Source organism: Sphingobacterium multivorum, from assembly GCF_039511225.1.
Taxonomy (GTDB): domain Bacteria; phylum Bacteroidota; class Bacteroidia; order Sphingobacteriales; family Sphingobacteriaceae; genus Sphingobacterium.
In genome coordinates this window covers 4838214-4855360 of sequence record NZ_CP154261.1, presented here as the reverse complement: position 1 = coordinate 4855360, position 17147 = coordinate 4838214, and the positions used below count along the sequence as shown (strand labels likewise).

Genomic DNA, 17147 nt, shown 5'->3' with positions numbered 1-17147 from the left:
ATACTGAACCATCACTGAGCAAGCACTGAACGATCACTGAACAAGCACTGAACAATCATTGTGATAAGAACGAACTTCGTCCCTACTTGATCCTAATTTGTTGAAGCTAAAAATTAAAAAAGAAAAGGACCGCGCTTAGGTAACGAACGATCGTTATTGTGGAATAATAGAACATTTTGGATTGTAGATTAACATATTCCGATCAAACCCTACCGACACTTCCTTCAAATCCTGATATTCCTAAACAAAAAAAGCTAATCTTACGATTAGCTTTTCTTTTTGTGATCCCGCTGGGATTCGAACCCAGGACCCATACATTAAAAGTGTATTGCTCTACCAGCTGAGCTACGGAATCCTTTCTGTTTTTGAAAGTGATGCAAAGGTAGAAAAATAAGTTATTTGTGCAAAATGTTTTTATCTTTTTTGTTGATAAAAATTGTAACTATTTAAAAATTACTGAATTATTTTTTATTTAAAAAGCCTTTTAAAACACTTGCGGATAAGTTGGGTCAGTATAGAAGCAGTTTTTTAGAACGAGGATTCGTGTTTTAAGGTAGAATGGCCATAAAAAAAGTCAGCTAATTGCTGACTTTTTTTATGCTGTAGGGTTGTATTGATACATTATTCAGTTACCACACCCATTTTGCTAAACTTATCAATTCTTTCAGTAACTAATGTATCGCTATCTTTAGCCGTCAATTCTGCAAGATCTTTCAGCAACTGGCTTTTTAGATTAGCCGCTGCTGCCGCAGGATCCTGGTGAGCACCGCCTAGCGGTTCAGGGATAATACCATCAATCAATCCGTTGCCCAACATGTCTTCTGAAGTCAATTTTAATGCCTCAGCGGCTTTTTCTTTGTGATCCCAGCTTCTCCATAGGATGGAGGAACAAGATTCAGGTGATATGACCGAATACCAGGTATGTTCCATCATGTAAACTCTGTTTCCAACACCAATACCCAAAGCTCCACCTGAAGCTCCTTCACCGATAACAACGCAGATGATCGGAACTTTCAATACAGCCATTTCCATGAGGTTGCGCGCAATCGCTTCACCCTGTCCGCGTTCCTCAGCTTCAAGTCCTGGATAAGCACCCATCGTATCAATTAGAGTGATCACAGGCTTATTGAACTTTTCCGCCATTTTCATTAAGCGTAATGCCTTTCGGTAGCCTTCAGGATTGGCCATTCCAAAATTGTGATATTGACGCTCTTTGGTGTTTTTACCTTTTTGATGACCGATGATCATAACGGCATTACCATCGATAGAAGCCATACCGCCGACGATCGCTTTATCATCCTTAACGGTTCTATCACCATGCAACTCGATAAATTCGTCGCAGATAGCTTCTATATAATCATAAGTCTGAGGGCGATCTGGATGGCGTGACATTTGAACGTTCTGCCAACCTGTTAAATTGCCGTATATTTCTTTTTCAGTAGAAGCAAGCTTTTCTTCAAGCTCACGAACGGTTGCGCTCATGTCAACTTGAGTCTTTTCGGCAACTTGAGTTACCTTTTCAATTTGCAATTGCAAGTCTGCAATTGGCTTTTCAAAATCAAACGTGGTTTTCATATATCTATTTTATGAAAATATTCAGAGGGCTAATTTAGCGCATTTTTTCTGAAATTAAAATTAGGGAGGATAATATCATTGGAATTCCTTTGTTACATTTGCGTTATAATCGTACTGGTGGCTTAGTTTTTGATTGTAGGCCTGTGAAAAATGTTGACTTATGCTGAAAAAATATTTTTACTTTCTTTTGTTACTGATCTTACCTACTCTTGTTCGGTCAGAAAGTTATCCTGAGGTTTTATTTGACAATAGTGTTATCAACGGGAGTTATGCGAAGAGTATCACTCATTATACCGGTGAATCATGGATTCAAAACGTGAGCTATAGCCTTCCGGTTTCCGATAGTTTGTTTTTTACGCCAGGCAATTCGCTTTCTTTGCGGTACGTTTCTTCTCCTAATGGTAAATGGGAGGCAAGTATTTTAAACGACAAACAGAAATTTCCCTATTTAATTGCCAAGGATGATCATCTAACTTTTAAGCTTTTTATTCAAAGCAATACTGAAAAGGGACAATTGCCAAAAGTTACCTTACAACAAAACGACACGAAGACAAATGCTGTGGATATCGCAAATTATATCGATGATTTTGCTTATGATACCTGGCTTAATGTTTCCATTCCAGTCAATAAATTTGGAGGAATTTCATTAGGGAAGTCTGTTTCGGCTTTAATACTTGAACAGAATGGAACTGCCCTGCAGACAAATCAATTATTTATCGATCAAATTGAGTTTTTGCCCAAAAACTATCCAAAGGTAAGACTTTCATCAGCAGCTATCTTATCGAAGATCAGTTTCGTAGATAAACAAGTTGAGCTGGTTTGGCAATTGCCGCTGACACCAAGTATCCGCTATGTGAAAATCTACCGTTCGGAAGATAAACTCAATTTTCAGCCGATAGCAATTTTACCCATCTATGTACAGAAGTCGCTGGATAGGGTGAATGAATATAATAAATCTTATTATTACAAAATAGCCTGGGTAGATTATAATTATGTTGAATCTCCATTTTCTGAGGTTAGGGAGGTACAGACAAAAAAGGGGACGGATAAAGAGATGTTGAATTTTATCCGAAATGCTCATGTGAATTATTTTATAGACAACTATGATGTGAATAGTGGTATGTTTCTACCTGATCGAGGCAATAGACAGGCTATTGTATCAACAAATGAAACCGGCTATGCGATCTTGGGTTTGCTCGTGGCAGGAGAGAACAACTTGATCTCGCGACAAGCTCTTTTGGTCAGGTTAACACGGATTGTGAAATTTTTGAGTAGTGCACAACAACATCAAGGGGTCTTTACAGCGCTTTACGATGGCCGTTCAGGGGTACCTTATTATCGCGATTCAGTTCCAACGTACGATTTGCGCGGTACCTCCCATATTATGGAATCGCTTCTGATCGCCCGACAATATTTTTCTAAAGAGGATCCTGAGGAACAGGCCTTGAGGAATACTATTACGAAGCTCTGGGAACGCATAAACTGGAATTATTTTACGGACGCACAGAATCCTGATGTACTTTGGAATAAGTGGTCTCCAGTAGACAGTACAGCTAGATCGAGGCCTTTGGGGGGATTTAACGAGAGTCTGGGTACTTACTTGTTGGCGATGTCTTCACCTACCCACCCTTTAGCGATTTCAGCTTATATCAACGGATTTGCAACCAAACATAAAGGTAACGAATTGTATTTTGGGGATGACTTCAATGATTTGGCTCCTGAACTCAAAATGAAATTAGATGATTCTTTGGCGCGTTCAATAAGTGCAAACCCTTTAATTGGCGACACTGGAAATGCCGGAGTTTCGATCTACTCCGACGATAAAGTTATTTTTGCCAAGAATATTGCCGGCGGTAGTTTAAATGAATCGTTAATGGCTGTTTATCGTCCCTTTTTGATTATGGATCCGAAAGGAAAAGTGGATGACTTTGTCGATTACAAGAAATATTTGTCGAATTATATTTTGGCCTATAAACGTAGAGATAATGAAATGAGCATAGGGACGCGATTTACAGATATTTGGGGCGTCGAAAATGTGGAAGATACGTATCAGCGATATTTGGTGAATCCTGCGATAGCTATTGCAGCCTACCCATTTGAAAAGGAGATCGGTCTAAAAGCATTACGTAAGTTTTACGAAGAATACGCCGATGTGTTGTTCACGCAATATGGTTTCAGAAGCTGGATTGATATTAAAAACAACGATGTTTCTGAAAGCTATCGTGCGAGGAATCAGGCAACGATTGCCGTAATGATCGAGAATGCAAATTCAGGCATGATCTGGAAATTGTATGAGAATATTCCTGAGGTAAAAAAGACTTTAGAAAAAGTATATACCAAGAAATAGATTTGTTACGTTAGTTATGGCGTAGAAGGGATGTTATATTGGACTTTTTTCGCTATATTTACTTGCTTAAATCGATATTAAATACGTTAGAAACGACATGCTTAGAAAAATTAATTTGGGGATTTTAACCTTATGTGCAAGTTTATCGTTATTTTCCTGTAAACAACAAGCTATTGTAGTCAATCCGGGTGCTGTTGTAACAAAAGATGGAACTGATGATGGTTTGAAAAATGTAAAGAAGGATTTTAATGATGCGAAAAGAACTGATGAGGGGATTAAGTTTAGTATATCGTCCGATTTATTGTTTCCAACAAACTCTTCTTACCTATCTGAGAAGGCAAAAACTGAAGTTAGTAAATTAGCGTTGATCTTGAAAGAAAGTAATAATAAGATTAAAGTTGATGGGTATACTGATGCTACGGGTACTGTTGAGTATAATCAGTGGCTTTCCGATAAAAGAGCAGCTTCTGTTAAGAAGTTCTTAGTAGATTCAGGTGTTGCTGAATCGCGCATCACGGCAAAAGGTTTCGGTCAGTCAAATCCAGTTGGCGATAATAAAACTCCGGAAGGACGTCAAAAAAATAGAAGAGTGGAAGTTACTATTTTAGATAAAAAATAGTTTATCAGACCAATTTTTAATATAAAAAAGCGTGGTATTTAAGATATCCCGCTTTTTTTATGCAGTTATATCGCGGTTTTAAATCGTTGTATAGGGGCTCCCCAAACGAGATAATTTAAACAGGAGATATCGGAATGAGGCTCGCGCCGTGGAGATTGTTTTCGATAAAGTACGAGTCTAAGAGAAATAGCGTTGAAAAAGATGAATGTAGAAGACGAAGATCATAGACAGCAGCCAATTTTTCGGGAAGCCATGTGGTTTTGGTTTGTTTTAGGTTGGATAAGTTTTGGTGGAACAACTGGTCATGTGACCATTATGCACGATTTTTTGGTCGAAAAGAAAAGATGGGTAAGCAACAGGAAGTTTTTTCAGGCTCTCAATGCCTGTATGTTGTTGCCGGGACCTGAAGCGCACCAATTGACGATCTATTTAGGATGGAAGCTGCACGGATTAAAAGGAGGTGTGTTGGCGGGACTATTTTTTATTGTTCCTTCACTTCTCATTATATTTGGACTCAGTGCACTATATGCACACTATGGCAACAAAGCCTTGCTTATTGCTTTATTTTCGGGTTTAAAACCTGCAGTTCTAGCGATCATTATATTTGCAACCTTTCGGGTGGGGCAGAAATCTCTTGTCAGCATATGGCATTATATGGTCGCATTGGCTGCCTTTCTGCTATCGTATTTTGCTGAGGTTCCAATGCCCTGGATTATTGTGGGGGTGATCGCTTTCGGTCTACTACGCTATGCAATCTTGTCAAAAACTTCCAAAATAAATGCCCATCATGAAAAGGAAGATAAGCAGCTCGAATCGGCTTATTATATCAATACGCTCGAAAAACGGCCCTCCATATCTTACCGTCATATTTCTCTTCAGGTTCTGCTGTTTTTCTTCTTATGGTTGATTCCGCTGTCCATTTTACTGTTTTTTACCATCGATACGGAATTTTGGAAGACACTTTCTTTTTTGTTTACAAAGTCTGCTTATTTGACGATTGGAGGTTCTTATACAGTCATTCCCTATGTTGCGGCCCTTGTGACAGAGAAATTGTTTTGGCTTTCCAAGAGTCAGATGATAGATGGATTTGCGCTTGCAGAGACAACTCCGGGGCCTTTAGTGGTCGTTTTGGCCTATGTTGGTTTCATGGCAGGCTTCAATCATTTTCATCAGTCCTATTCCATGGCAGCACTAGGTTTGATCGCTACAGCATATTTTACCTTTTTGCCAAACTTTGCCTTGATTTTTGTTGGAGCACCACTGATCGAACGGACCCAAAAAAATGCATGTATACAATTTATTCTGTCTTTAGTAACTGCATCGGTCGTTGGTGTAATCGTTAATTTAGCTTGTTATTTAGGGTTAGGAATTCTTTTTCCAAGTAGGGTCAGTTCTTGGTATGCCATTGAGCCGATGGCTTTGGTCTGGTTGCTATTTTCACTTTTTCTTTTATTCAACTATAAAATAGGCATGTTGAAACTTATACTGTTAAGTTTGGCCTACGGCTTTCTCTTATTTTTATGGCGATAAAATAAAAATGTCCATCGACTGATGAGCGACGCAAGCAAGTTTATTAAAGATTGAAGGGAGTTCAGTGAATTTGATATAGCTATTAGAGATTACACACGTGCATAAACAAGAAAAGCTCATCGTTAGATGAGCTTTCTTGTACGGAACATGGGAATCTACTAGAACACCTAGAAGAAATTTTAACCGAAATTAGTGGTATAATATAGTTATGCATGGCAATTGAGATAATTTTTTTTCGAGCATTTGTTAATGTACATGTATAGCTTATTCAACTACTTTTTTTAATTTGTCTACATATTTATATTATATAAATATGTAGGGAATTAGTAAGTCTTCATAATCTGCTTATTGATAATAATCTTGTGGAAAATGCTATTCGTCCTGTCGCGCTAGGCCGTAAAAACTACCTTTTTGCAGGAAGCCATGAGGCAGCACAGCGGGCTGCAATGATATATTCTTTTTTTGCTATCTGTAAAAAACACAAGATAAATCCTTTTCAGTGGATAAAATATGCCCTGCAGAATATAGCTTCCATAAACCATAAAAAACTAAACGAGCTTTATCCCCAAAACTTCAAGAAATCAGAAGGTATGTAGTTCATAGGCCGGATACGAAAGGGCAGATATGCACGGGGCCTATAAGCAAGTGACATCTGGTACCACCAGAAGCATTAAGGCTACTTACCGATCTCAGCCACCAGTATCCTAATTTCTGCAAGCGCTTTTCTGCCAATTCTTTGAAATAGGGCAAGCTCGTTAAAGGAACTTGAAGAAAGAGCTGCGACAGTACTTATACCGTTCTTATAGAGAATATTTATTGTCCTGTTCCCTAGCTTACCTTTCAATTCCCAGAGATCTGCACCCCTGATATGGGACAATATGAAATCATTGTCTTGCAATAGCAGCCTTAGCTTCATGGATAGTCTGGTTAGCGAATCAAGATCCATTGAGCCAAGGTCAATCCTTTGTTTTTTTCCATTAATGAAAATATCTATTTCAAGCTCTTTCATCGGAATTGATGGTTATTTGTAAAGAATTGTTTAAATGTAGCAGTTTGTTTTTTTATACGTCCTGATAAATTTTTGCATAATTTCAGATTTTTGTACCATTTTCAGAAATTTCTTCTACCAACTATTATATTTCCTCGACATTTCGTTTTTAAGGATTGGTAAATCACCTATTTCAGAAATGGAAAATGAAATTTAAAATGTTTATTTGGCTAAAATAAATATGATACCTACGGTAAAAAAAGTCAACTGTTTGGATCTTTTTAATCTATTTTATATAGCTTTTCTCTAGCTGTTTGTTTTGTCTTGATAATAAGTCGACATATAAAGGTTTCGTATAATCACTTGGAGCATTCCCATGAGATGAAAACCGATCCGTATATATTGTTGCAAAAGGATCAATGTTTTTGAGTTTGTTATATACCTCAAAGCTAACTTCTCTATTTATTTCTTCATCATTTGTTGCATAAACCATTGTCAATTTATGATTTACTTTATTAGGATGTAAATCAAAATATGTTGAATTGACATTGTTTGGATTTATCAATCCACCCCCTGCAATAATTCCTGGAAACTTTTGTAAAGTTTGAAGTGAGAAATTAGTGGATGCACAATTTCCAATTATAAATATTTTTTCAGGATCTGTGGGATAATCTTTTTCTACGTTAGCTAATATTTCTTTGAATAGCTCCAATTTATGCTTTAGATCAATCCTTCCACCACAATCTGTCCACACTGCTATAAAGCCCAATTCATCCGCAATTGATTCTGTATCCAATAACCATCTTGATAAAGTATTCCTGTAATGCGCTTCCCAATTTCGAGTTTCGGTCTCCGAATCTATAAGTAAAATAAAAACAGGTGATTTTTTCGTATTAGATACTTCTTTAGGTACATGAACTGAATAATAATTATATCCTTGCCAAAAATTTGAGTAGTAGCTTTTTAAAAAAAATGGGGAAAATGAGCTATTACCAGATTTTGCATTGGCAATTGCCTTTTCCAATTGTATTAAGCCTGGAACCCTTAGACGATTCCAATATTCAACTTGGTCATCAAAATCATTACTGTCTCTTCTTACATCCATATAAAGTCTTCGAATGATACCATCAATATTTAATCGCTGTTCCACAGAACAGTTCTCGATTCCAGCATACATTTGTTTTAAGCTATCCAGATAATGATCAATATTTCCAATAAAAAAATCTTGTGAAAACTTTCTTTTGTCTACGAGCATTTCACACGTGTAGAGGCCTGATGGTAATCTGTATTTGGATAGATCGATCGTCATATTACCATTTTTTCGGTCAACAGATGACTCACCAGTAATCTTTAAAGAGTCATCTTTCGAACTAAGAATTTTAAATTTAGTTTTATCATTACTAAATGGTCCAGTATAGAGTTTTAAAGTATGACCTTTGTCAACCAAGCTCCTTCTGAGGAAATATTTAACATAACTATCAGCAAAAATTTTTTTTGATGTTTCTAGATTTGAAATATCAACTTCAAATTTCCATTGAGGAGGAATGTATTTTTTGTCTGATACCGAGAGTTTGACTAACAGAAAATTTTCCCCCTTTTTTAATGTAACTGGTAAAAAATCTTCCCTATAAAAATTTCGGCCTCTTTTCCATTCTATATTATAAATCTCTACTCCATTTAACCAAAATTTAGCACTTTGATATGCACTAATGTTTAGAGCAACTTGGCAATCACTTATACTGTTAATTGTTGTAGCCAAATAAGCGGTCATAGGGGGGGATATATCTATTGTTTCCTCTAAATCAAGTATATGAGATGAAATGTTTATAGGTTTAAAAAACTTGGAAGAATCTGTCCCTGATACCTTTCTTCCCAATAAATTAAAATCCTCTATATTCAAAATTTTATTTTCAGGATAGCCATACTGCTGAATTAAATCCTCATCAATCCTCTGTAAGGTGGGAAAGGTACTATCTGGTAAAAATGGGGCTATAATCATCCAGTTGTTTATTCGTATTAACGAATCTGAATCTTTGCTTAATGAGTTCATATCGATATTGTTTAAAATTTTCGATCTTGAACAGCTTGAAACGACAACAAAAAAAGAAAATATTATATTAAGGATAAGTTTCATCTTTACTAAAAAATATTATAAATAGTTGTAATGCTCTACTATAAAAACCTTTTGTCTATATAATTTATGTAGCTTAATAATTTAAATTTTTTTGATTATCCAATAATTACGATTATATCCCTGTTTGGTAGCGATAGTTCAGGTCAAATCAGACTGCTGAGACTCAATCATACATCAAAAGTTCCATATGGGACATAAAAAAACTCAAGATCTTTCTTATCATGAATTTGTTGACAGCAGCCATTTTGCAATAAGATGATCTGTGTTGCAATATTTAATAAGTGAGAGTAATTATGGTCCGATATGATAAATCCTTTCGTTTTCTTGAAGCGTTCTATCAATTCTGTAATAAAAACCATGTAAATTGGCTCAATACCGGTAAAGGGCTCGTCTAAAAGCAAAAAGTCGGTAGGTTGAGATATTAACAGCCAAACTTCGAGATAACGCAGTTCCCCACCAGATAATTGATAAACCTTTTTGTCCTCCAGCGATTGTATACGTTTATCCGCCATAAGCTCTTTTTTAATCTCTTTGTTATCGACTAAAAGGCCGATTAAGTTTTTTACTTTCTCTTCAGTAGGAAGGAAAGAAGATTGGGGTAAATAACCAATTTTTCCTGTTAAATAAGCTTTTTTAGTCCTTTTCCCATTGATTAGTATATAACTAAATTTGGCTTCTAAAGACCCAAATATAATCTTCAAGAACGTGGATTTTCCACTGCCATTTCTTCCAAGCAGGGCAATAATATCCCCTGTATGGCATTTCAAGTAGGCCCCATTGATATTTTGTTGGTTTTTATGATAACTGAATTGAACTGAATCTACATATAACTCTTTAACATCCATAGTATATTAGCAATTAAGTAAAAGACCATTAACAAAATAATATTAAATATGAAACCTATTAGGTATAAACGGATAAGGGAAATTCCTAGATTGAAATATAAATATTTTGTGCGTTCTCCGAAGAAATGAAAAATTAGGATTGTTATGGCGTAACCAAAGGTTGCAAAGAAAAAAGAAAATGCCGTTAAAAGCGGGAACCTAACATATTCAACTAAACCTGTGGCCAAAGCACCAAATAAAAGTGAAAGACTACAATTAATCCAAATAATTTTTCTTATAAAATAATAATATGGTTTAACTTTCATCTTTTTAATATTATGTTAGTCAGATTTGATGTATAGTCAGAAAAAACTATCTCAGATCACAATATTTAGAGATTAATAATCTCTTTTCTTTTTCTTTCGAATGGGATCGCATTCCCTTTTGGAGTTAATAATTGTACTCTCTCTTTTATTTTTTCTAAAGCCTTGTATTCTTTAGACTCATTATAAAAATGAGCTATTGCTGAATAGAAATCAATTTCATTTGGGAATGAACTTAATAAAAATTTATACTCTAATTCAGCAGCTCGGATATCATTCATTTTAATATTGGCATTCGCTAGTTGTAAATAGACATCCTTATGAGGATAGAGTAATTTTGCTTTTTTGAAATAGTTTATTGCTTTGACGTAATCTTTATTTTGCAAATAGCGAGTGCCAATATAGTATAAAAAATAACCATCATTACTAAGAACTGAAGTTAACTCCCTTAATTTAGCTAGTTGTAGGTGATCAGAATAAACTACCGAATCTCTCCAACTAATCAAGGCACAATACGTTCTTTGGACATTAAAAATAAGAATGATTGATGTTAATATAGAGATTGTTGATAATAATAGAGTCTTATTTTTTGTTAAAGTTGAAATAGCATTATTACTGACTGTTGAAAGATACGTATTCACTGTAAGCGCAAAAATCGCAACTATTATTGCTTTAAAGGGGATAAGTGAAAGTGGGTAAGATGTTAATCCGCCTAAGATTAAAATACAAAGCATTAAAAGAAGTTCAAATGCAAAAGTTCTTTTTTTTGGATCTATGGAGCTTTTAATAATTGAGTAAAGCATTTTAGTAACAATGAATAATAGTAGAAGAAAAATGGATAGACCTAATATGCCATCCTCCACCAATAAATGAAGTATATCATTAAATGCAAAACGAATATCACTAATAATCGATCCATACCTTTTGATATTCTCCAATGATTGAAAGTATTCATGTTGATGGTTTAAAAAACTATATGCAAAATTCCCTTCTCCTATTCCGAATAGAGGATTGTCTTTAATTATACCAGATGAAATTTTCCAAATTAATATTCTTCCGTTTGCCGAAACAGGTTTTAAGTTATAGAGATGAATGCCTATAGGAATTATTAGTATTAAAAACGGTACCAAAACCTTTTTAATAATTGGCCGATGTGTTTTCCTATATCGCACAATTAGAAAAATGATTGTGGAAAGTAATAGACTTATCCAGGTTCCTCTCGAAAAGCATATGAAAATTAAGAAAACTGCAAATAATTGGATAATTACTAAAAAAATGAAAGCAAATATTGACTTTTTTCTATAAAATAGTGTATACATAATAGAGAATGGCAGACACATCGTAAGTAATAGACTATATGGCGCGGGATTGAAAAATGCACCTGTCACGGGAAAATAAAAATGAAAGGAAGGAAAAAGTTTGAAATATTGTAATAGGCCATAAATCACCTGAGCAATAAATACGGTCAAAACCATAAATCTAAATATCTTAATTGAAATTGTATGATACCGAAATCCAACTCTAATGCCTATATAACAATAGATAATTGAAGCATTTATAAGAATGCTCTTCGGGTAACCTTCAATTGGGAATTGAAAAAAGCTATTAAGAGAGCGATAAAGAAAATAAAGTATAACTAAAATGTCTACATAATTAACTTGAATATTAGCATCTTGGCCGAAGATAAGAATCTTACCAATTAATAGAAATATTAACGAACTTACTAACATAAAAAGAAGATCCTTTGACCAAAATAATCCATCAGGCAAATTAGCACTCGCAATAAGGGATGGAATAAATACACTTATTAAAGAGAGTATAATTGTTAGAATTATTGTATTTTTTGATCTAGACGTATTCATATTATGAACATGATGTATTTCGTTCCTTGTTCCAATAGGCTAAATGGCAGAAATGAAAAAAGCTTTAAAACTAACTTAATGTCTATTTAATATTTACATTCTTGCTGTTCCGCTAATGTAGAATTCGTCGAATTTGTTTTTAGTATTGCTCCTAATAACTATTGGAACATTTATTTTATCATTGTCTTTCATGTCTTTACCTGCTTTCAAAGTAAGATTAATATCTGCTTTTTCTCCAGGTGACACTTTCTTTCTATTAATAATTACATTTGTACAATGACAACCAGCAGAAACGTTTTCAATTAAAAGAGTATCGTTTCCTATATTTGTCAATTGAGTAATGATTTCTTTACTTTCTCCTATTTTGATATTACCGATTTGAAGATCTTCTGCTAAAAATTTAATATCGGCATTAGACTTGCAAGAAATAATTGAAAGAAAAATCATGATCAGATAAGTGCTACCTAATATTCTACTGTGTTTTTTTAATAATGAAGGTGATTCCATAAAGTAAAATTTTTATTTGTTAGATGATTAGCCTAGTAAAAGGCTAAAATTATGTACAAAGACCATCACAATGCCATAGATATAGTGTACCACAAGCATAACTTTGGAAACCACATGCAGGTCCTCCACATTCAGTACCTGCACTACACCAATCGCTTTGGGTTGAACAGTCACAATCTTCTACACCAGCTCTTGTTGTGCTTTTAATATTAACATTCGTCGCTGCTTGTTTAAATTCATCAAATGTTTTAAAAGAGAATATGTAAGCTAGTTGCTCTTTTGAAAATAGTTTAATAGCCCTTTCGCCCCATCGTATGGTAAATTCAATAGCATCTTGATTTAGCTTACTTCCTCTAATATATAATTCTGGTTTTAGAAATGGTTTTAGTTCATTTATCAAATGAATTTGGTTCTCATCAAGCTCTAATTCCAATATAACTGAATTTAACCTATTTTCAACGAATGAAATTTTCTCTTCATTGGATAATTGGTCAGCAAAACTTGCCTTTCTTGCATCCGATGTTTTTAAGGACATCATAGCTTTAGTTAGGTTTGAGTTACTTTCATCAGTGGTTTGAATGGACTGGCTTTCTTTGCTGCATGAACCAAGAAATAATATGCAACATGAAAGCAAAGTAAATAAAGATAATTTGTTCATAATTGTATTTAAAAATTAATAATGAAATTTGTTTAAACAAAAATTATTAAATGATATATTAAATACTACAATTATTTTGATGTATTGTGATGTTAAATTATCAATATCAACTTGTTTACAATCTTTTTTTTGTAAAAGCCTTTTTTTTATTAATCAATAAGTGGTAATCATTACATGAAAGTAAAATGGCTGAAATTAGATAGTTTCTTATGTAATAATTTTGAATGAAAAGTAGTCTCGGTACTAAGAAAAGATGTAAAGGATATTTATCTATTAAAAAGTTAAATAGCCCTATTTTACAATAAAGCCCATTTTAGTTCTAAATTTTGCACGTAAACCAATCTCATTTGGATTTCTGAGATCCGAGCAATATTTCTTAAAAACTGATAAGATCTCCTGATGAAAATGCTTCCGTTGAATAGAAATGCCCTGATTGAAGTCTGTATCATCTATCCATGCTAGTACAGGTTCTTTTCTTATATGTATTACTGATCTGTTCTTAGTCTGTGCTTGATGCAATAATCCACATCTTATTTGCTTATAAAAAATCTTTGATTTTGGGTAATTCGTAAAAAATGAATTTAATTTTGGAGATCGACGAAAAAAATTATGAAATGATCTTATGCTTTGGCTTTGCGGAGTTTTATCTATTCCGTGATAGAACTGTTGTAATGTCTCTATGATCATGCAGTCTATGGCCATAATTGCAAATCCGGAAAATGTATTGGAGTTGCTTGCACCTGGTTTTTCAAGTACAGCAATTTGATCAAAATATCTTCCATTCATTCGATCTTCGAAGATAGCTATTGCTTTTTCCCAATCGTTTAGATTATTGTCCAGATCTAGTGCTTGCCAATCAGATACAGAATATTTTTAGGACTTATCAAAGTTTGGTTTTTCGCCATACAGGATTTTAAATAGGGTTGATATTCGCCAAATATATTAAAACTAAAGGGATAAATAATCGGAAAATAATCTTTAACAACTCCCCGATACCTTGTCAAAGGAACCCATATTTACCTTCCAAATTTGCTTCTGTAAATAATTAAAAACTGAGTTCCAAAAAGTTGCTACGGGCACTTTTTCTTAGGAGCATTCTGGCCCACACGTGTGGGCAGCAAAGATGTATTTTCGTATACGGCTGCGCCCGTATCCGAAAAACTCTTTGCCGTCCTTGAGGCCAGGGAATTTGCTCGGAACTCGCAAATTCTGGAAGACAGAAGAAAAGGAGGAACATGTCACGTAAACAAATCAAAAATCAAGAAGATGTATTAACCGATCCCATTATTGTAAGGCTGAACAAAGCCCTTTTCGAAAAGCTGGTCAAGTTACAGCAGGTAGTGGGGCAAAGTCCGTTGGACAGATAGTCCGTGATATTCTTGAGAACAGGAAAATCAATTTCATTGTAAAGGATAGGACCATGAACCCAATTATGGAAGAACTGTCCATGATCCGTAAGGAAATCAAAAGCATAGGTGTCAATATCAATCAGCAGACTCACAAATATCACATTGCCAAATCGGCTAAGGAAAGGCAATACCATGAAAACAAAACTGCTAAAATATATGCCCAATTGGAACCTGAAATCATACGGCTTTTGACCATCGTATCACAACTAGCAGACAGATGGTTGCACGGATAAAAATTGGGAAGAGTATGCGAGGCATTTTGCGTTATAACGAAAATAAGGTTGAACTAGGTACAGCCAAATTGCTACTTGCCAATGGCTTTTCGGCATTCTTAAAGCTACTTGTTGCGGAGGTCATATGACGGCTGGATATAGTAAAGGTAAAATGAACTATTATTTGTATTACCGTTGCGTAAATCACACTTCAATAAATATTCCCGGAAAACTCTTGCACGAAAGATATAATCTTTTGATTGAACATTTAAGTTTTAATCAGCAACAGGTTAATGAACTGATCGGCTATATTAAAGATGAATTGGCAAAAGTAACGAAAGTACGATCTATAGAATTGAAGAGTAAAAAATTGCAATTGAAAGAAACGGAGACAAAGCTTGAGAGACTTGAAGATAAAGTTTTGAACGATATAATTAATGGAGAAACTTATCAGAAAGGGTATAAAAGGTTTTCAATAGAACTAGCTAGGTTAAAATCCGAAATAACTGATCTGTCCGTTGATATTGTTGGAAAGGTTAAAAAGCAGATAGAATTAATTCCACAATTGTTGAATATACCTGAACTATTCAAACGTGCTACAATCAACGAAAAACATTCGATTTTAAATAGGGTGTTCAAAGAAGGACTGACCTTTGAAAATGGGGATCATACCGAAAGTTTGGGGGGTAAAGTTTTTAAGCATACAGTTTCATTACTCTATATAAGAAGAATGTGGTGTCTCTTACGCTACGAAAGACACTCCTGAAAGCTTTGAGCTTTGCATTGAAAGATTCTGCTGAAGCATTGGTGCTTCTGTTGTCGAAGTAGTGTAGGATATATTGATGATGTGCTGCAATGGATCTTGCTACGCTCTCAAAAGAGGCGATGCCCGCATTCTCAACCTGATTATGCCACAGTCCCAGTTTGGTAAATGCTATCTTTTTGTCCCTGCATTTATTGAATATGTCCCCCAGGGCAATTCCAAGGTCATAAGCCAGCTTTAGTTTGGGAAACCGCATGAACAACTGTTCAGCTCGGTGTTTCTGATTTTCGGACCATCGGCCTAGATGCTTGAACAAGAGGTGTCTGGATCTAGCCAGTAGCTGTTTGAGCTTGTCTCCATTAGGCAACAACTCGGGTTCATATGGGATTCCTCCCTTTCGCGATTCCATTATCTTCTTGCTTTCCGCATCCAATACTTCCCAACGATACCTGATACGGAGTTCCTGCACTGCATCGTAAGCTAACTTTTGGACATGGAACCGATCGACCATACGCCTGGCATTCCTGAAACATCTACGGATTGCCTTAGCCATGTTCGGTGACATATCCATGGTCACCTCCTTTACCTTATTCCTTGAACGTAAAGGTATTCGCTCAAGAACAGTCATGATATCCTCAGTCTTTGTGCCCCTGATAGTTGCCAAAATCGTCCCTTTACGCCCTTTTGCCGATTTACTGCTAACAATGGTATATAATTCACCGTTGCTAAAACTGGTCTCATCGATGCTCAAGCGTTCGGAGATATTCCCGGGGAAAAGAGTCCATCGCTCTGCATGTGGCTTTTGGCCCCAATCATGGAAGTCACTGAGATGGTTCTTGTATTGATCCTGAAGTTGCTTGCCGTCCATCTGGAAGAATAATCCTACCAATTGGGCACTTACAGGATAGTTATCCAAATATCTTCTTTAAAAAAAGCCCGAATTCAGTTGTCATTCGGGTACCTTCACGGACCAGGTTCCAATCTCTTGTGATAATCTGTCCCGTATCTAAGACTGTCCAGCGACGGCGGCGGATATGTAATGTAACTTTCTGACCTCTAATGGGAAAGTCGGAAATCTCTGTAGAAGGCATAAAGCCCTTTGACTCCAGCTTGCTGTTCTCATAGCCTGTTGGAGAAATATTAAGCTCGTCTAAATAAATGTGGAGTTGATTGTCAACCTGATCGACTTCTAAAATCTGAAAGTATTCTAAAAGCCCTTCGGGCATCAATAGCGATAGTAATTTACGTTCGGCGTCTTGCAAGGGATATCTGTATTAAAGATGCTAAACTAGGAAATTTTTGATATTCCCCCAAGAAGTCTGCTTGATCCCAAAATGGTACGTTTAGAACACCCACGCTCAATCCTATTTTCCATCATAACTATCTGGCTATGAAC

The 17147-nt window shown here is 35.3% G+C and carries 16 protein-coding genes, 1 tRNA gene and 1 pseudogene; 7 read left to right on the top strand and 11 right to left on the bottom strand.

Annotated elements, in window-relative coordinates:
- Nucleotides 1-282 precede the first annotated feature (282 nt).
- Together AAH582_RS20195 and AAH582_RS20190 are read right to left on the bottom strand one after the other, a co-directional pair.
- Nucleotides 283-355, bottom strand: a tRNA-Lys gene (locus tag AAH582_RS20195).
- Between the two features lie 266 nt (nt 356-621).
- Complete coding sequence (locus AAH582_RS20190; RefSeq protein ID WP_046671762.1) at nt 622-1575, bottom strand: acetyl-CoA carboxylase carboxyltransferase subunit alpha; 954 nt, start codon at nt 1573-1575, stop codon at nt 622-624.
- 160 nt (nt 1576-1735) lie between these two features.
- Between AAH582_RS20190 and AAH582_RS20185 the strand changes: the two genes are divergently transcribed.
- From AAH582_RS20185 to AAH582_RS20170, 4 genes and pseudogenes are all read left to right on the top strand, one after another.
- Nucleotides 1736-3922, top strand: a complete 2187-nt coding sequence (locus AAH582_RS20185) for a glucoamylase family protein (RefSeq protein ID WP_343320005.1) — start codon at nt 1736-1738, stop codon at nt 3920-3922.
- Nucleotides 3923-4019: 97 nt separating this feature from the next.
- Nucleotides 4020-4541 (top strand): OmpA family protein, encoded by a 522-nt coding sequence (locus tag AAH582_RS20180; protein ID WP_046671760.1) that lies wholly within the window; start codon nt 4020-4022, stop codon nt 4539-4541.
- 201 nt (nt 4542-4742) lie between these two features.
- Nucleotides 4743-6071, top strand: coding sequence for a chromate efflux transporter (chrA, locus tag AAH582_RS20175; RefSeq protein WP_343320002.1), 1329 nt, complete (start codon nt 4743-4745; stop codon nt 6069-6071).
- Between the two features lie 341 nt (nt 6072-6412).
- A pseudogene (locus AAH582_RS20170) lies at nt 6413-6667 on the top strand (IS66 family transposase); the annotation flags it as partial.
- Nucleotides 6668-6747: 80 nt separating this feature from the next.
- Here the strand turns inward: AAH582_RS20170 and AAH582_RS20165 are convergent.
- From AAH582_RS20165 to AAH582_RS20135, 7 genes are all read right to left on the bottom strand, one after another.
- The gene (locus tag AAH582_RS20165) at nt 6748-7080 is read right to left on the bottom strand and encodes a DNA-directed RNA polymerase subunit alpha C-terminal domain-containing protein (RefSeq protein WP_343319999.1); all 333 of its coding nucleotides are present in this window, start codon (nt 7078-7080) and stop codon (nt 6748-6750) included.
- Nucleotides 7081-7345: 265 nt separating this feature from the next.
- Nucleotides 7346-9109 (bottom strand): hypothetical protein, encoded by a 1764-nt coding sequence (locus AAH582_RS20160; protein WP_343319995.1) that lies wholly within the window; start codon nt 9107-9109, stop codon nt 7346-7348.
- A gap of 251 nt (nt 9110-9360) precedes the next feature.
- Complete coding sequence (locus tag AAH582_RS20155) at nt 9361-10038, bottom strand: ABC transporter ATP-binding protein (protein WP_343319992.1); 678 nt, start codon at nt 10036-10038, stop codon at nt 9361-9363.
- Nucleotides 10039-10408: 370 nt separating this feature from the next.
- Nucleotides 10409-11659 (bottom strand): O-antigen ligase family protein, encoded by a 1251-nt coding sequence (locus AAH582_RS20150; protein ID WP_343322369.1) that lies wholly within the window; start codon nt 11657-11659, stop codon nt 10409-10411.
- A 636-nt stretch (nt 11660-12295) separates the two neighbouring features.
- On the bottom strand, nt 12296-12709 hold the full coding sequence (locus tag AAH582_RS20145; protein WP_343319990.1) for a DUF1573 domain-containing protein: 414 nt from the start codon (nt 12707-12709) through the stop codon (nt 12296-12298).
- Nucleotides 12710-12758: 49 nt separating this feature from the next.
- The gene (locus AAH582_RS20140) at nt 12759-13367 is read right to left on the bottom strand and encodes a bacteriocin fulvocin C-related protein (RefSeq protein WP_343319988.1); all 609 of its coding nucleotides are present in this window, start codon (nt 13365-13367) and stop codon (nt 12759-12761) included.
- Nucleotides 13368-13658: 291 nt separating this feature from the next.
- Nucleotides 13659-14153, bottom strand: a complete 495-nt coding sequence (locus AAH582_RS20135; protein WP_343319985.1) for a hypothetical protein — start codon at nt 14151-14153, stop codon at nt 13659-13661.
- 449 nt (nt 14154-14602) lie between these two features.
- On the opposite strand from AAH582_RS20135, the gene AAH582_RS20130 reads away from it, so the two are divergent.
- The 3 genes from AAH582_RS20130 (at nt 14603) to AAH582_RS20120 (ending at nt 15754) form a co-directional block, all read left to right on the top strand.
- Complete coding sequence (locus AAH582_RS20130; RefSeq protein WP_343319983.1) at nt 14603-14734, top strand: hypothetical protein; 132 nt, start codon at nt 14603-14605, stop codon at nt 14732-14734.
- A gap of 53 nt (nt 14735-14787) precedes the next feature.
- Nucleotides 14788-15009 carry a hypothetical protein gene (locus AAH582_RS20125; RefSeq protein WP_343319981.1) on the top strand — a complete coding sequence of 74 codons (222 nt, stop codon included), beginning with the start codon at nt 14788-14790 and terminating at the stop codon, nt 15007-15009.
- Between the two features lie 151 nt (nt 15010-15160).
- The gene (locus AAH582_RS20120) at nt 15161-15754 is read left to right on the top strand and encodes a hypothetical protein (RefSeq protein ID WP_343319979.1); all 594 of its coding nucleotides are present in this window, start codon (nt 15161-15163) and stop codon (nt 15752-15754) included.
- Here the strand turns inward: AAH582_RS20120 and AAH582_RS20115 are convergent.
- Entirely contained in the window at nt 15684-16667 is a 984-nt protein-coding gene (locus AAH582_RS20115; RefSeq protein ID WP_343319977.1) for an ISAon1 family transposase, read from the bottom strand. The two genes, AAH582_RS20120 and AAH582_RS20115, sit on opposite strands and share 71 nt — an antisense overlap.
- Complete coding sequence (locus AAH582_RS20110; RefSeq protein WP_070569066.1) at nt 16660-17013, bottom strand: ISAon1 family transposase N-terminal region protein; 354 nt, start codon at nt 17011-17013, stop codon at nt 16660-16662. The genes AAH582_RS20115 and AAH582_RS20110 overlap by 8 nt, the downstream gene beginning before the upstream one ends.
- Between the last annotated feature and the right edge of the window lie 134 nt (nt 17014-17147).

Coding starts and splice junctions, on each gene's coding strand:
- AAH582_RS20190 (WP_046671762.1), bottom strand. CDS start 1,575: ATGAAAACCACGTTTGATTTTGAAAAGCCAATTGCAGACTTGCAATTG.
- AAH582_RS20185 (WP_343320005.1), top strand. CDS start 1,736: ATGCTGAAAAAATATTTTTACTTTCTTTTGTTACTGATCTTACCTACT.
- AAH582_RS20180 (WP_046671760.1), top strand. CDS start 4,020: ATGCTTAGAAAAATTAATTTGGGGATTTTAACCTTATGTGCAAGTTTA.
- chrA (WP_343320002.1), top strand. CDS start 4,743: ATGAATGTAGAAGACGAAGATCATAGACAGCAGCCAATTTTTCGGGAA.
- AAH582_RS20165 (WP_343319999.1), bottom strand. CDS start 7,080: ATGAAAGAGCTTGAAATAGATATTTTCATTAATGGAAAAAAACAAAGG.
- AAH582_RS20160 (WP_343319995.1), bottom strand. CDS start 9,109: ATGAACTCATTAAGCAAAGATTCAGATTCGTTAATACGAATAAACAAC.
- AAH582_RS20155 (WP_343319992.1), bottom strand. CDS start 10,038: ATGGATGTTAAAGAGTTATATGTAGATTCAGTTCAATTCAGTTATCAT.
- AAH582_RS20150 (WP_343322369.1), bottom strand. CDS start 11,659: ATGTATACACTATTTTATAGAAAAAAGTCAATATTTGCTTTCATTTTT.
- AAH582_RS20145 (WP_343319990.1), bottom strand. CDS start 12,709: ATGGAATCACCTTCATTATTAAAAAAACACAGTAGAATATTAGGTAGC.
- AAH582_RS20140 (WP_343319988.1), bottom strand. CDS start 13,367: ATGAACAAATTATCTTTATTTACTTTGCTTTCATGTTGCATATTATTT.
- AAH582_RS20135 (WP_343319985.1), bottom strand. CDS start 14,153: ATGAATGGAAGATATTTTGATCAAATTGCTGTACTTGAAAAACCAGGT.
- AAH582_RS20130 (WP_343319983.1), top strand. CDS start 14,603: ATGTCACGTAAACAAATCAAAAATCAAGAAGATGTATTAACCGATCCC.
- AAH582_RS20125 (WP_343319981.1), top strand. CDS start 14,788: ATGAACCCAATTATGGAAGAACTGTCCATGATCCGTAAGGAAATCAAA.
- AAH582_RS20120 (WP_343319979.1), top strand. CDS start 15,161: ATGAACTATTATTTGTATTACCGTTGCGTAAATCACACTTCAATAAAT.